The 13,941-nt window shown below is 59.5% G+C and carries 13 protein-coding genes, 1 tRNA gene and 1 pseudogene; 8 read left to right on the plus strand and 7 right to left on the minus strand.

The window, feature by feature from the left end; translation table 11 throughout:
• A partial coding sequence (locus tag BSG20_RS23785) for a transposase (RefSeq protein ID WP_143147522.1) occupies positions 1-263 on the minus strand: 263 nt, incomplete at its 3' end.
• A gap of 62 nt (positions 264-325) precedes the next feature.
• Positions 326-517, minus strand: a pseudogene (locus BSG20_RS23790) (VOC family protein); the annotation flags it as partial.
• Between the two features lie 201 nt (positions 518-718).
• On the opposite strand from BSG20_RS23790, the gene BSG20_RS23795 reads away from it, so the two are divergent.
• Positions 719-1,177 carry a MarR family winged helix-turn-helix transcriptional regulator gene (locus BSG20_RS23795; RefSeq protein ID WP_072379379.1) on the plus strand — a complete coding sequence of 153 codons (459 nt, stop codon included), beginning with the start codon at positions 719-721 and terminating at the stop codon, positions 1,175-1,177.
• A 21-nt stretch (positions 1,178-1,198) separates the two neighbouring features.
• Here BSG20_RS23795 and BSG20_RS23800 read toward each other — a convergent pair whose 3' ends face one another.
• Complete coding sequence (locus BSG20_RS23800) at positions 1,199-2,140, minus strand: alpha/beta fold hydrolase (RefSeq protein WP_072379377.1); 942 nt, start codon at positions 2,138-2,140, stop codon at positions 1,199-1,201.
• 261 nt (positions 2,141-2,401) lie between these two features.
• On the opposite strand from BSG20_RS23800, the gene BSG20_RS23805 reads away from it, so the two are divergent.
• Together BSG20_RS23805 and BSG20_RS23810 are read left to right on the plus strand one after the other, a co-directional pair.
• A complete protein-coding gene (locus tag BSG20_RS23805) occupies positions 2,402-2,797 on the plus strand; it encodes a cupin domain-containing protein (protein WP_072379375.1) in 396 nt (131 codons plus the stop codon).
• A 16-nt stretch (positions 2,798-2,813) separates the two neighbouring features.
• Positions 2,814-4,133: an epoxide hydrolase family protein gene (locus tag BSG20_RS23810; protein ID WP_072379373.1), complete on the plus strand. Its 1,320-nt coding sequence runs from the start codon at positions 2,814-2,816 to the stop codon at positions 4,131-4,133.
• Here the strand turns inward: BSG20_RS23810 and BSG20_RS35785 are convergent.
• Positions 4,114-4,314 carry a flagellin gene (locus BSG20_RS35785; protein WP_072379371.1) on the minus strand — a complete coding sequence of 67 codons (201 nt, stop codon included), beginning with the start codon at positions 4,312-4,314 and terminating at the stop codon, positions 4,114-4,116. The genes BSG20_RS23810 and BSG20_RS35785 overlap by 20 nt on opposite strands.
• 399 nt (positions 4,315-4,713) lie before the next feature.
• Positions 4,714-4,789: transfer RNA gene (locus tag BSG20_RS23820), tRNA-Ile, on the minus strand.
• A gap of 155 nt (positions 4,790-4,944) precedes the next feature.
• On the opposite strand from BSG20_RS23820, the gene BSG20_RS23825 reads away from it, so the two are divergent.
• The 4 genes from BSG20_RS23825 to BSG20_RS23840 all read left to right on the plus strand — a co-directional run bounded on the left by BSG20_RS23825 (position 4,945) and on the right by BSG20_RS23840 (position 7,181).
• On the plus strand, positions 4,945-5,688 hold the full coding sequence (locus tag BSG20_RS23825) for an SIMPL domain-containing protein (RefSeq protein WP_072379367.1): 744 nt from the start codon (positions 4,945-4,947) through the stop codon (positions 5,686-5,688).
• 251 nt (positions 5,689-5,939) lie between these two features.
• On the plus strand, positions 5,940-6,323 hold the full coding sequence (locus BSG20_RS23830) for a BRA0787 family protein (protein ID WP_072379365.1): 384 nt from the start codon (positions 5,940-5,942) through the stop codon (positions 6,321-6,323).
• Positions 6,286-6,693, plus strand: a complete 408-nt coding sequence (locus BSG20_RS38915) for a hypothetical protein (RefSeq protein WP_420884126.1) — start codon at positions 6,286-6,288, stop codon at positions 6,691-6,693. The genes BSG20_RS23830 and BSG20_RS38915 overlap by 38 nt, the downstream gene beginning before the upstream one ends.
• Positions 6,690-7,181 (plus strand): heme-degrading domain-containing protein, encoded by a 492-nt coding sequence (locus BSG20_RS23840; RefSeq protein ID WP_072379361.1) that lies wholly within the window; start codon positions 6,690-6,692, stop codon positions 7,179-7,181. Before BSG20_RS38915 ends, BSG20_RS23840 begins: the two co-directional genes overlap by 4 nt.
• Positions 7,182-7,304: 123 nt before the next feature.
• Here the strand turns inward: BSG20_RS23840 and BSG20_RS23845 are convergent, their stop codons facing one another.
• Together BSG20_RS23845 and BSG20_RS23850 are read right to left on the minus strand one after the other, a co-directional pair.
• A complete protein-coding gene (locus tag BSG20_RS23845) occupies positions 7,305-8,558 on the minus strand; it encodes a D-arabinono-1,4-lactone oxidase (RefSeq protein ID WP_072379360.1) in 1,254 nt (417 codons plus the stop codon).
• A gap of 166 nt (positions 8,559-8,724) precedes the next feature.
• Positions 8,725-9,981, minus strand: coding sequence for an AGE family epimerase/isomerase (locus tag BSG20_RS23850; protein ID WP_072379358.1), 1,257 nt, complete (start codon positions 9,979-9,981; stop codon positions 8,725-8,727).
• A gap of 172 nt (positions 9,982-10,153) precedes the next feature.
• Here BSG20_RS23850 and metH point away from each other — a divergent pair, with 172 nt between their 5' ends.
• The gene (gene metH / locus BSG20_RS23855; protein ID WP_072379356.1) at positions 10,154-13,927 is read left to right on the plus strand and encodes a methionine synthase; all 3,774 of its coding nucleotides are present in this window, start codon (positions 10,154-10,156) and stop codon (positions 13,925-13,927) included.
• Positions 13,928-13,941: the final 14 nt, after the last annotated feature.

Consider the following 13,941-nt stretch of genomic DNA (forward strand, 5'->3'; position numbering starts at 1 on the left):
CGGCGCGTTTCCGCTTCCAGTCGCCGGCTGGAACGCACACGGTTGATATACCCGTACACGTAAAGCTTCAAAAGGTCGGCTGGGTCGTAACCCGGACGGCCGGTCTCCTTCGCCGCCACCCGCACGAACCCGGCGGCTTGGAGATCGAGGCCGTCAACGAAAGCCTCGATGAAGCGAACCGGATTGTCCGGCCCCACATAATCATCAACCGCTTCCGGCAGAAGCAGCAATTGAGAGCGGTCTGTTCCTGAAAGATGCGCCATGGCAAAAGCTACCACGGCAGTCTAACGTGAGGAATCCCCGACGGGGTTTTCAGACGGTCTGCAAGGGTCTTGCGTCCGAAGTAGACGGCACGACCAGGCTGGACGAGAACGCGCCCGATGCCGAACACGGAAAGCAGTTTGTCGTAGAACGCCGCAGCGGCGTCCAGGTCATTCGTTCCCACCGTCGAATGGCTGGGCAAGCCGCGAACACTCTGCGTTTCGGCGGCCGATTTACTGATGGCAGTGTCGTTCATTCCAATTCTTCCTTTCACTCTTGGTTTGACGGCCGCCTTTTCGGGCGGCCTATGGCTCCAAGGCGTCGGCGGCGCTCTAAACCAAAGGGTGCCGGACCGTTTTGCCTGCCTTGAAGGTTTTCGGTGCTATGCCCAGGATTTGACTGGATGTTGCATACACACTATTTAACTCGGACTTTCGAAAGTTGTGGAGGTTGAAGGATGGATCGAATTGATCCCAAGCCCGATATCGTTGGCGAAGTCGTATCCGGATGCCTGATGACGAGGGCCAGACGCATCTCCCGGGTGATCACAAGTATCTATGACCAGGAATTGCGTTGCCATGGCCTGAGCGCATCCCAGTTCTCGATGCTCATCGTGATTGCAAAACTGGGTGGTGCGAGCCGTGCCGAAATCGGCCGTGCAAATTTCCAGGACCGGACGACATTGACCCGCAGCCTCGCACCGCTCCTCAAGGAAGGCTGGATCGAAGAGCTTCCGACGGAGGGCGGTCGCAGCCGCCCGGTCGTCATTTCCGTCGCCGGGGAAAGCCTTCTCAGCGAGGCCGCTCCTGCCTGGCGCGAGGCGCAGCGTAAAGCCAGCAGGCTCGTTGGCAGCGCTGGTGCAAAAGCAATTATTGACATAGCCGAAAATCTCCCGAGGGAGGACGACCCAGCATGAAACAGCTCCTGTGACTGCGCGCTAATTCGCAGCCCGGATTTCGGCCACGGTATCCTGCGGCGTCTGGAGGTGCGGATAATGACCGATACCCGGCAGAACATTCAGAGGAGCGCCGGTTCGTCGCGAGAATTCCTCGCCCATGGCTTTCTTGATGTACAGGTCATTCTCACCCCAGACGACCTTCACAGGTGTTTTGAGTTCGGCAAGGTGAGCCTCTAGGTAGTCCTGGTCTCGGGTGAAGTGCAAGTAGTAGTGGTAGAACGCGTCGGCGGACGTGATGCCGCCGTGTCCCCATCCCTTCGTCATGTCCTTGAGGACCTCCGCCGGAAGATCGAACTGTTTTTCACGCGGCAAGCCGCGACGATAGGTGTTCGCCAGAATCTCCGCGCTTGTTTCGTTCATGTGCATGCGTGTTTTCGATGCTGCCGGCTCGCTCTTGAGGTTCTGGAGGCTCTCGTACATGTACTCAGGTCTGTTGAACGGGGCGAAGTCTCCGACGACTATGGTTTCGGCTATATCCGGTTCCGCGATGGCAGCCAGAAGCGCAGGAAGCGATCCGATATCAGTCGCGTAGATTGTCAGCTTTGAGCGATCGATGCGGGCAGCCTTGATGTAGGCGGCCAAGACATCTGCGTAGTCTCTTGGCGAATATGAGAATTTGATCGGTTCGGGACGAGAAGACAGCCCATAGCCCGGCCAGTCGATGGCGTGGACTTCGTAGTCCTTTGCCAGCTCGGTGGCGATATCCTTCCAGACAAGCAAAGTCTCTGGAAACCCGTGCAGAAAGAGAACGGTGCCCTTCTGGTTTGCGCTATGGGTGACCATGCGGCGAAGCGAAATGTCCGGGGCAACGTCTATGTAACCGATCTCGGTGCGGGTATTTTCGGGAGCAGCGCCGGCTTCGACGGCAGCAGGGGCGCTCAGTGCGACTGAGAAAACGAGTGGTATAGAGCGTTTCAACATCTCAAGACTCCTTCTTGTTTGGGCGCGATGCACGCCAAGCCAATTTCGAATGGGTCTGATATGATGCATATGCAACATTCGGTCAACTTGGAGAGAACCCCCGCGGCGGACGATTTTGTATTGCATTGTATCTGAACGCGGGTGGCGACGCTTCGTTACATTTTTAGCCCCCTTGAAAAACATAGGGGATACCGAACGAGCCGATTTTGGATGGTAAGCACGGTGCAGTCGCGCCCGCTCTCGTCAACAGAGGAGCATTCAATGAACGCACGATTTATCGTTCCCGCGGCTCTGGTCGCGGCCGTTGTCACTTTCCAGACGGCACAAGCCGAGCAGCCCGAAATTCGGCGGACGGACTTGGTAAAGGAGGACGTCAGTGTTTCCGGCAAGGAAGTCGTCCAGGTTCGCGTCGACTTCAATTCCGGCGCATTCGCAGTGAACCACAGGCATCCGGGCGAGGAGATCGCCTACGTCCTCGAAGGTACCCTTGAGTACAAGCTGGAGGGCAAGGAGGCTGTCACGCTGAAGGCCGGCGAATCATTGTTTATCCCGGACGGCGTTACTCATTCCGCACGCAACGTCGGCGACGGCAAGGCGTCGGAGCTGGCGACGTATATCGTCACCAAGAACGCGAAGCTCGTTGAACCGGTGAAGTAACAGAGGGGGAAGGAAAATGACGGTCAGTGCAAAGGCAGAACTTGTCGACCTGTCTCGTCGGAGCCTGTTGCTCGGAGGGACCGTGATCGCTGTGTCCACGGTGATGTTGCCACCGTTTGCAAAAGCGGCGGAAACCAGAATGGCGAAACCAGGGTGGAACGGTGGAATTAGCGCTTTCAAGGCAGAGGTTCCAGAATCGGCCCTGATTGACTTGCGGCGGCGGCTCGCGGCAACGCGCTGGCCGGATGGGGAAACCGTCACCGACCGATCCCAAGGCGTTCAGCCGACCAAGCTGCGGGAACTCGTCGAATATTGGCAGACCGACTATGACTGGCGGGAGGCCGAGGGTAGGCTGAATACATTTCCGCAGTTTCTGACGGAAATCGACGGGCTAAATATTCATTTCGTTCACGTCCGGTCCAAACATGAGAACGCCTTGCCGTTGATCATGACTCACGGTTGGCCAGGCTCGGTGTTCGAACTCCTCAATGTGATTGGTCCTCTAACCGATCCGACAGCTCATGGAGGCAAGGCCGAAGACGCCTTCCATCTCGTGCTGCCGTCCATCCCTGGTTTTGGCTTTTCCGAGAAACCAAGCACAACTGGCTGGAACCCACAGCGAATCGCAAACGCATGGGACGTGCTCATGAAGCGTCTCGGCTACAACAGCTATGTTTCGCAAGGTGGTGACTGGGGTGCGATTATCTCCGATGCCCTTGGTCGGCAGGCTCCGGAAGGCCTCCTTGGCATTCACGTCAATCGCATCGAACGGGCCGCAACGTTCCCACCGGACGCCGCCCAGGCATTGAAAAACGGCGCTCCCGCCCCCGAGACGCTCTCTCCCGACGAGAAGAAGGTTTTCGACGAGGCAAGGGACTTCCTGAACAATGGCTTCGGGTACGCCGCGATCATGAATACCCGTCCGGAGACAATTGGCTACGGGATAGCGGACTCGCCAGTCGGACTTGCTGCCTGGCTCTATGACAAGATTGCCGACTGGGTGTTCACCCGTGGCGAGCCAGAAAAGGCGCTGTCAAGGGACGCGATCCTCGACAATATCACCCTCTACTGGCTGACCAACACCGGGCCGTCCAGTGGGCGCATCTACTGGGAGAACACGGTCTCAGGTGCAAAGCTTACGCCTATCAAGGTGCCCGTTGGCGTGACAGTTTTTCCCGGGGAAGTCTACAAGCCGCCGAAGGAATGGCTGTCGAGGGCGTATCCGAAGCTGGTTTACTACAATCGCGCCTCTAGGGGAGGGCACTTCGCGGCTTGGGAGGAACCGGAACTGTTTAGCCAGGAGATCAGAGCCGCATTCAGGAACCTGCGATCTTGATGTGCGCCGTCAGCTTCGAGGACTCTTCCATGTCGGCGTCGATAAGGCGGCCGATCCCCGACGTGTATGAGTCCCTGAGGTTCTTGTTGAACTCGTGGGCCATGTCGAGTGGCTTCTGCACGGAACCGAGTTTCGACCCGACCGAAACGACCTTCTGGATGCGCGTCTCGAATTCGCCCATGAAGCCGTCGTAGACACTGTCACGGGTCGAGCCGTCCTGGGGCCAGGCCTCGAGGTTGAAGATGATGCCGATGCTCCGGCGCCGATCGGCCGCAATGCGGGTTCCGCGATGCAGGCGGCTTCATCGCCCAAATTGCTGCCCAGTTTCGCGAGCGTTGAGTCGGGATCTCGCTTCCTCGGTGCATGCTACCCGGCGGTTGATCCGAACCATCCGCCAAGCGGGAAGGCCCGCTTGCTCGTTCCGCCGCCTGGCAACTTGCCGGCTACGCCTCTGATAAACGTTGAAAATTATCGCATTTCTGGCAGATTCAATGACAACGAACGGTGAGCGCAAAGATTCAGATCCGTCGCCCACAAGCGCCGGTGAAACGGGCAGGCACGGCGAAAACCCTGAAAAAAGTGGTGGGCCCGGAGGGACTCGAACCCCCAACCAAGCGGTTATGAGCCGCCGGCTCTAACCATTGAGCTACAGGCCCTGCGGCAGCGTGGCTGCCGTGTCCGGCGCAATGGTTCCCCGGAACGGGTTTCGCTCTAACGCAATTCTTCAGCGGTCACAAGGGACTGCCGCAATAGCTTCACAATCAATCGGCAAGACGACAATCGAGACCTCACAATCACGGAGTGAAACATCGTGCTGCCGAACACCAGAACAATCGCCTTCAGCCTTCTGCTTGGACTTCCGATCGCGGCTGTCACGGCGCTGCCGGCGCTGGGCGCCGATTCGCAGCCGCGCGAGGCTGTGATTTCCGTTAGCGGCGAGGGCCAGGCGAGCGTGGCACCCGACATGGCGGTGCTCAACCTTTCCGTCGTGAAGCAGGCAAAGACCGCACGCTCGGCGCTCGACGAGAACAACAAGTCGATGAACGATGTGCTGGCCGCGCTCAAAAAGGCGGGTATCGCCGAGCGGGATCTCCAAACCTCGGGCTTTTCGGTGCAGCCGCAGTACAGCTACCCGCAGTCCAACGATGGTCAGCCTCAGTCGCCACAGTTGATCGCCTACCAGGTGTCCAATTCGCTGAGCGTTCGGGTCCGCGACCTCTCCAAGCTCGGCGTCATCCTCGACGAGGCCGTGACACTCGGCGTCAACCAGGGCGGCGACATTCAGTTCACCAATGACAAGCCCGAGAAGGCAATGGAAGAGGCGCGCAAGAATGCTGTCGCCAATGCGATTGCGAAGGCGAAGACGCTGGCCGAAGCGGCCGATGTCAAGCTCGGGCGTGTGATCGAGATTAGCGAGACATGGCCGCGCCCGCAGCCGGTGCCGGTCTATCGGGCAGCCATGATGAAGGAAGCGGCAGACTCAGCCGTACCGGTCCAGGGCGGTGAAACCAGCTACAACATCACCGTCAACGTGACGTTTTCGATCGCGCAGTAATCGCCCGGCGCCTCGGCTGCCTTTAATTTGATACCGAACGGCCATTGATATTCTCTGCAATATCAATGGCCTATTTGTTTTTGTCCGGCGACAGGAAACCGCGAGGCGGATAAAACGCTTTATCACGCATATATTACACTATAACATCGATCGTGTTATTCGGCCGCGCAGGGGAACCCTGAGTTCTGCTTCCCACATTGCTGCCCGGCCGAAGAGGAGGAATGGCAAATAGCCCTAAAGAGGAGACAGACATGACGAATGCCTTGCCGCCGCTTCACGATGGACACGCCCCGTTCACCCTTCAGGAACTCTTCCGCGAAGCACTCTATGCCTTCGAAGAGTGGGATACGGAACTCACAGAACCAATCGTCACCTTCGAAGGACGCGTTGTTCCCATCAGCCAGGTCTTCGAAGCGATGCGCCAATGCGACGATATCGTTCCGATGAACATCGTCGGGGCCGTCACCGAACGGCTTACCAAACCCTGGGAAGGCGAAGGACCGCTTGACCAGATGAGCTTCTCGACCGCCGCTCGCGTCATGGGCGTCCTCGTTCGCAAGCGCCTGCTTGCAAACGGCATGCCTGAGATCGTCGCCGTTGCAGAACGGCCAGCCGAACACCACTCGGATAGTTGAACTGGTGGATTGCGGTCACTCGGCCGCAATCGCGCCTCCCAAGCTAAAAATTGCTATAGTTCAAAGGTTTCTTGAGGCCGACGCGCCTGCGTTCGCGCAGATCGAGGTCGGCCTCAATATGTGCGATGTGGTGAAGCATCAATCGGAAAGCCTCGTCCCGATTGCCTCGCTCCGTCGCCTGCGCGTCGATGCCGCCGAGGTCGATGCCCTTGCGCCCCTCGGCTGCGACAGCCAATCCACGAACCGCGATCGCTTCGAGATGCTCCCATCGAGATTTAAGGGCGCCGGTATCATCACGATTCTGCTTTACTTTTACGCTCCGCTTGCATTTGTTCAGAAAAAAGCATTGCAGGAGAGGAAGCAGACATGACCACGCCAGACGATGACCTCGCGCGGATCGCAGAACAGGAAAGGGCGTTGAGTTTCGACACCTTTGATCTCACGACGGCGTGGCAGCTCGGCAAGCTTCTGCAGGAGCTCGGAACCGAACGCAGCCTCGGTATCGCCATCGACATCACACTGCATTCGATGCCCGTCTTCTACGCTGCACTCCCCGGCGTCACCCCCGACAATGTGCAGTGGGTGCGGCGCAAGCGCAATCTGGTGCTGCGCTACTTCAGGAGCAGCTACGCGATCGGTCTCGATCTCAAGCAGAGAGGCAAGACGGTTGCCGACAACGGCCTCGCGGATGCCGATTATGCGCCACACGGCGGCAGCTTCCCGATCAATGTAAAGGGCACGGGCTGCATTGGCGCGGTCACCGTGTCCGGCCTGCCGCAACGTGACGACCACAATCTCGCCGTCGAGGCGCTGGCACTGATGCTGGCGAAGGACCTCGACGCGCTGCGCTTGGCATAGATCCGTCCTTACCTGGCGTGCTTATGACACGCCAGGTCTATGCTGCAATCGATCTTCCTGGACGGTGGTACGGCTGCAATTCGCGCGGGTCGAGGGAGAGGCAACGTCGTCGGCGACAGGCGCCTAGTTTTCGCTCGTACCAAATATGACGTCTTCCAACCACGGGTTAGAAAACGCCCGTTGGGGATCCATCCTGTCTCGGAGCTGGGCAAAATCAGGGAGCCTTTCGTATTTTGCCCCGATATGGCGCCCGGTGAAGACCTTGCCCCAGTGTGGCAGGGCCGTGAACCGCGATAGCATCTGCTCAATATGCTCCACAGCCGCGTTCACTGCCTCCTGATCCCGAACCCAGGTAAAATGGATCGATAGCGTGTCGCGGTGATACTGGGGACTGAGCCACAACTCATCTGCTGCGACTGTCCGGAATTCCGCTGCTTGCACCAGATGCGCGAACTTTTCACGGATTGACAGCAGGGCTTCGATCGCCGTCGCCCCATACTCCTTGGAAACGTGGAATTCGGACTGTATCTCCTCGCCACTGCTGGGTGTGAAGCCCATCTTGAAGTGCGGGAGCCTGTCAGACCATCGCCCGTACTGCCCCAACTGTTCCGTGCAATTTTGCGAATCCAATCCGCTTATGGGATGCCTGTTGACCATCGCGCGCGTTGCGCCATGGATGGCGGCGGGCCATTCATCGGCTGATGCGGTTCTCTTGACCCAAATTGATCCCGCTTGTTGACCCCATTGCGTGAACACACTGACGCTGTAGCCCGCAGCCATGATCTCGTCGAGGTTGGCCAACAGCTTGTCCCAGGCCAATCCTTCGTAGACAGACTGTGTAATCTGAAACTCCGGCTGAACGTCAAGCGTCACGCGCGTGATGACGCCAAGGGCACCCAGATGCACCACCAGTCCCAAGAAATCGGCATGGCCGCGTCCCACCTTTATAAGGCGGCCGTCGCCTGAAACCATCTCGAGTCCCGAAACCGCTGTCGCCAGGTTACCGTTCCGGTTGCCTGAGCCATGCGTTGCCGTGGCAATTGCTCCGGCAATCGAAATGTGGGGCAACGATGCCAGATTGTGAACGGCGAGATGATGCCGATGGAGGAAAAGCGCAAGCTCTCCATAGGTGCAATGACCGCCTATTGAAACCTGTGTTCCATCGCCTTCGATAATCGGGTTGATCGGAAGTTCGCTAAGCGACAGGGCAACGTCGCCATCGGCGATCGCATTGAATGAGTGGCCTGACCCCACGGTTTTTATCTTTGGCGATCGCGCCACGATCTCGCAAACCGCCTCCACAGAAGTCGGGTAAAGACAATCTCGAAAGCCATAGTGAAAGCTTGCCGCCCAATTGGTCGTTGGAACTCGCGTCATAAACCAAAACCTCGCCCCGATTTGTTTTTCTATCGCACGGCCATTTCGACGACGTCTTGTCGTTTGCGCCAGTGCGCCGCGTCGTGTCCTCCGCTCGAGTTACGGTGCCGCCGCGATATCACTTGAAATGATGGCCGAGCGCCATTGGGGTGGCGCTCGCTCCGGATCAGGTCTTGCCGCCGGCTTCCGGAATAACCTTGGTCAGGCTGCCGGTTGCCGGGAAGAGAGGGATCAGGCAGGCCTGGAGGGCATGGTAGATATCGCCCTTGCCGGGGAAGATGGTGTGGGCGGGAGCCAGGTCTTCGGTGAGTTCCTCGTGCCAACCGCCGTTCCTGTGGTCGATGAAGCAGCGCTCGATGACGTTCCAGATCTTGCGGTAGCTTTCCTCGTGGAAGTCGCTCGGCAGGTGCTCGTTGAGGAAGTGTGCCGCGCCAGCACCTTCGCAAGCCGGCCACCAGAGCTTTTCGCGCTTGGCGGGCGCATCTTGCCAGTCGAGCGTGTAGAAGAAGCCGCCCTTGTCCGCATCCCAGCCGAGCAGCATCGATTGAGCGAAGAGAGCTTTGGCTGCCTCCGGCATCCAGTCGTGCTTCTTGCCGCCGAGCGCCCAGAGCTGCAGCACGAGGCGCGCCCACTCCAGCCAATGGCCCGGCGTGGTGCCTGAGGGGCGGAACATCTCGTTGCCGCGATAGTCCTTGTCGAGAACCCATTCGGACGTGAAGTGCTCGGCCACGCGCCAATCCACCGAACCGGCAGTGCGGCGGATAACGAGATCGGCAATGCTTTCGGCCTTGTCGAGATAGGCCTTGTCGCCTGTCGCTTCGAAGGCCGCCATCAGCGCCTCGGTCAGGTGCATGTTGGAGTTCTGGCCGCGATAGGTGCCCCCGTCGATCGGCGACCAGTCGGCGTTGAATTCCTCGGCAATCGCGCCGTGGCGTGCTTCCCAGAACCGGGTGTTCAAGACCTCGGTCACATCGGCGATCATGCCGTCGGCAAGCGGGTGTGCGATGGCCTTCGCCGAGGAACCGGCAAGCAGCACGAAGGCATGGCCGTAGCCTTGCTTGGTAGAATCGACCGGACCATCGCTGTTGAGCGACCAGAAGTAGCCGCCGTTCTTGCTGTCGCGGTGATGCTTCCAGATATACTGCATGCCGTGATCGACGATGTCGGCAGCACCGGGGCGGCCAAGCAGGGCGCCAATGGCAAAGCAGTGAACGGCGCGCGCTGCAATGTGGATCGGACGGACCTGGCCTGCGGCATCGAGGGGCTTGCCGCTATCGTCGAGATCGAAAAAACCGCCCTCGGGATTGACCGAATTGTGCTGGAAGAAATCGAAAAGGCCGTTTGCCTGTGCGAGAAGCCAATTGCGGTGGTAGGTGCGGGTGGTCCAGTTTCCGAGCGTGGCGTCGCCGATTGCAAATGCCATGATACTCCTCCGATTTCGTGCACAAAGTCCTTGCAACTGCCTATATAGGGACCGCCCGAGTCTGTCATGTGTCAAGCGCCGCAAAGGCGCCACATGAAGGGCATATATTGACATAAAGATATCTTTATGTGATTTGGTCAACTGGCCAGTAACGACGTCAAGGAGTCCGCCCGTGTTTGATACTCTCTTTGGTCCCGAAGGGGCAAAGCGCGACGGCAGTGAAGTGTTTGCGGCGCTTAAGAAAGCCGCCAGCGAGCGCATCCTCGTTCTTGACGGCGCCATGGGTACGCAGATCCAAGGGCTGGGCTACGATGAAGACCATTTCCGCGGCGACCGCTTCATTGGCTGTGCTTGCCATCAGAAGGGCAACAACGACCTTTTGATCCTGACGCAGCCGGATGCGATCGAAGAGATCCATTATAAGTACGCCAAGGCTGGCGCCGATATCCTCGAGACCAACACGTTCTCCTCGACGCGCATCGCCCAGGCCGACTACGCGATGGAAAGCGAAGTCTATGCGCTCAACAAGGAGGGTGCCGAGATCGTGCGCCGTGCGGCCATCCGTGCCGAGCGCGAAGATGGTCGCCGCCGTTTCGTCGCCGGTGCCATCGGCCCAACGAACCGTACGGCTTCGATCTCGCCCGATGTCAACAATCCGGGCTTCCGTGCCGTCAGCTTCGACGATCTGCGCATCGCTTATGGCGAACAGATCGACGGCCTGATCGACGGTGGCGCCGACATCATCCTGATCGAGACGATCTTCGACACGCTGAACGCCAAGGCTGCGATCTTTGCCTGTGAAGAGCGCTTCGAGGCGAAGGGCATCCGCCTCCCCGTCATGATCTCCGGCACGATAACGGACCTTTCAGGCCGCACGCTATCCGGCCAGACGCCGTCCGCCTTCTGGAACTCGGTGCGTCACGCCAATCCGTTCACGATCGGCCTCAACTGCGCACTCGGCGCCAACGCCATGCGTCCGCACCTGCAGGAGCTCTCGGGCGCTGCGGATACCTTCATCTGCGCCTATCCGAATGCCGGCCTGCCGAACGAGTTCGGCCAGTATGACGAGACGCCGGAACTGATGGCGGCGCAGATCGAGAGCTTTGCGCGCGAAGGCCTCGTCAACATCGTTGGCGGCTGCTGTGGTTCGACGCCGGAACATATCCAGGCGATTGCCGACGTCGTTGCCAAGTACAAGCCGCGGGAAATCCCCGAGCATCGCCCGTTCATGTCGCTGTCGGGCCTCGAGCCCTTCGAGCTGACCAAGGACATTCCCTTCGTCAACGTTGGCGAGCGCACCAACGTCACGGGTTCTGCGAAGTTCCGCAAACTGATCACCAATGCCGACTACACGGCAGCGCTCGATGTTGCGCGCGACCAGGTCGAGAACGGCGCGCAGATCATCGACATCAACATGGACGAGGGCCTGATCGATTCCGAAAAGGCGATGATCGAGTTCCTGAACTTGATCGCCGCCGAGCCCGATATCGCCCGCGTGCCTGTGATGATCGACTCGTCGAAGTTCTCGATCATCGAATCCGGCCTGAAGCGCGTTCAGGGCAAACCGATCGTCAACTCGATCTCGCTCAAGGAAGGCGAGGAGAACTTCCTTGCCCAGGCAAAGTTGCTGCATGCTTATGGCGCCGCCGTCGTGGTCATGGCCTTCGATGAGACGGGGCAGGCGGACAGCTACGAGCGCAAGGTTGAGATCTGCACGCGAGCCTACAAGATCCTCACCGAAAAGGCCGGCTTCCCGCCCGAGGACATCATCTTCGACCCGAACGTCTTTGCGGTCGCGACCGGCATCGAAGAACACAACAACTATGGCGTCGACTTCATCGAGGCGACGCGGACGATCCGCGAGCGCATGCCGCTGGTGCATATTTCGGGCGGCGTCTCGAACCTGTCCTTCTCGTTCCGCGGCAACGAGCCGGTGCGCGAGGCGATGCATGCCGTGTTCCTCTACCACGCCATCCAGGCGGGGATGGACATGGGTATCGTCAACGCCGGGCAGTTGGCGGTCTACGACAACATCGATCCGAAGTTGCGCGAAGCCTGCGAAGATGTGGTGCTGAACCGCCGTTCGGATGCGACCGAGCGTCTGCTTGAGGTTGCAGAGCGGTTCCGCGGCGCGGGCACCAGGGAAGCGAAGGTGCAGGATCTTTCCTGGCGCGAATGGTCGGTCGCCAAGCGCCTTGAGCATGCGCTGGTCAACGGCATCACCGAATATATCGAGGCCGACACCGAGGAAGCCCGTCAGCAGGCCGCGCGGCCGCTGCATGTCATCGAAGGCCCGCTGATGGCCGGCATGAACGTGGTCGGCGATCTCTTCGGCTCCGGCAGGATGTTCCTGCCGCAGGTCGTCAAGTCTGCCCGCGTGATGAAGCAGGCGGTTGCCGTGCTCCTTCCCTACATGGAAGAAGAGAAGCGGCTCAACGGCGGCGACGAGCGTAAGGCTGCCGGCAAGATTCTCATGGCCACCGTGAAGGGCGACGTCCACGATATCGGCAAGAACATCGTCGGTGTCGTTCTCGCCTGCAACAATTACGAGATCATCGATCTCGGCGTCATGGTGCCGGCAACGAAGATCCTCGAGACCGCCGTTGCCGAGCAGGTGGATGTCATCGGTCTCTCCGGCCTGATCACGCCGTCGCTCGACGAGATGGTGCATGTCGCCGCTGAAATGGAGCGCCAGGGGCTGGATCTGCCGCTGCTGATCGGCGGTGCGACGACGAGCCGTGTCCACACGGCAGTCAAGATCCATCCGGGCTACAGCAAGGGCCAGACGGTCTACGTGACGGATGCCAGCCGTGCGGTCGGCGTCGTTTCATCGCTGCTGTCGCCCGAGAGCCGCGATGGCTATGTGGCCGATATCCGCGCAGAGTATGCCAAAGTGGCGGCTGCGCATGCCCGCAGCGAGGCAGAGAAGGTTCGCCTGCCGCTGGTGCGTGCCCGCGAAAACGCGCACGAGGTCGATTGGACCGCCTACAAGCCCACCAAGCCGAGCTTCCTTGGCACCAAGGTCTTCGACGGGTACGATCTTGCCGAGATCGCCAAGTACATCGACTGGACGCCGTTCTTCCAGACTTGGGAACTGCGCGGCCGTTTCCCGGCAATTCTCGAGGACGAGAAGCAGGGCGAGGCGGCTCGCCAGCTGTGGGCTGATGCGCAGGCGATGCTCAAGAAGATCATCGACGAGAAGTGGTTCCATCCGCGTGCCGTCATCGGCTTCTGGCCGGCGAACGCGGTCGGCGACGATATCCGCCTGTTCAAGGACGACGGCCGCAAGGAAGAGCTTGCCACCTTCTTCACGCTACGCCAGCAGCTTTCGAAGCGCGATGGCCGGCGAAATGTCGCGCTGTCGGACTTCGTTGCTCCGGTCGAAAGCGGCGTTCAGGATTATGTCGGCGGTTTCGTCGTCACGGCTGGTATCGAGGAGGTCGCAATTGCGGAACGCTTCGAGCGCGCCAATGACGACTATTCGTCAATTCTCGTGAAGGCGCTGGCCGACCGCTTCGCGGAAGCCTTTGCCGAACGCATGCACGAGCAGGTACGTCGTGAGTACTGGGGCTATGCGCAGGATGAGCATCTCTCCAACGAGCAGCTCATCACCGAGGAATATGCCGGTATCCGCCCGGCTCCGGGCTATCCGGCGCAGCCCGACCACACCGAGAAGAAGACACTGTTCGGCTTGCTCGATGCCGAGAATGCAGCCGGCGTGACGCTCACCGAGAGCTATGCGATGTGGCCAGGTTCATCCGTCTCCGGCATCTATATCGGTCATCCCGAGTCGTACTACTTCGGCGTCGCCAAGGTGGAGCGGGACCAGGTCGAGGATTATGCCGTTCGCAAGGGCATGGATGTTGCTGACGTCGAGCGCTGGCTTGGACCGGTTCTCAACTACGTGCCGCGCAAGCGCGACGAGGAGATTGAAGACGCGGCCTGATCGGCTGCGTCTTC

It is taken from the genome of Rhizobium tibeticum, assembly GCF_900110205.1.
GTDB lineage: Bacteria > Pseudomonadota > Alphaproteobacteria > Rhizobiales > Rhizobiaceae > Rhizobium > Rhizobium tibeticum.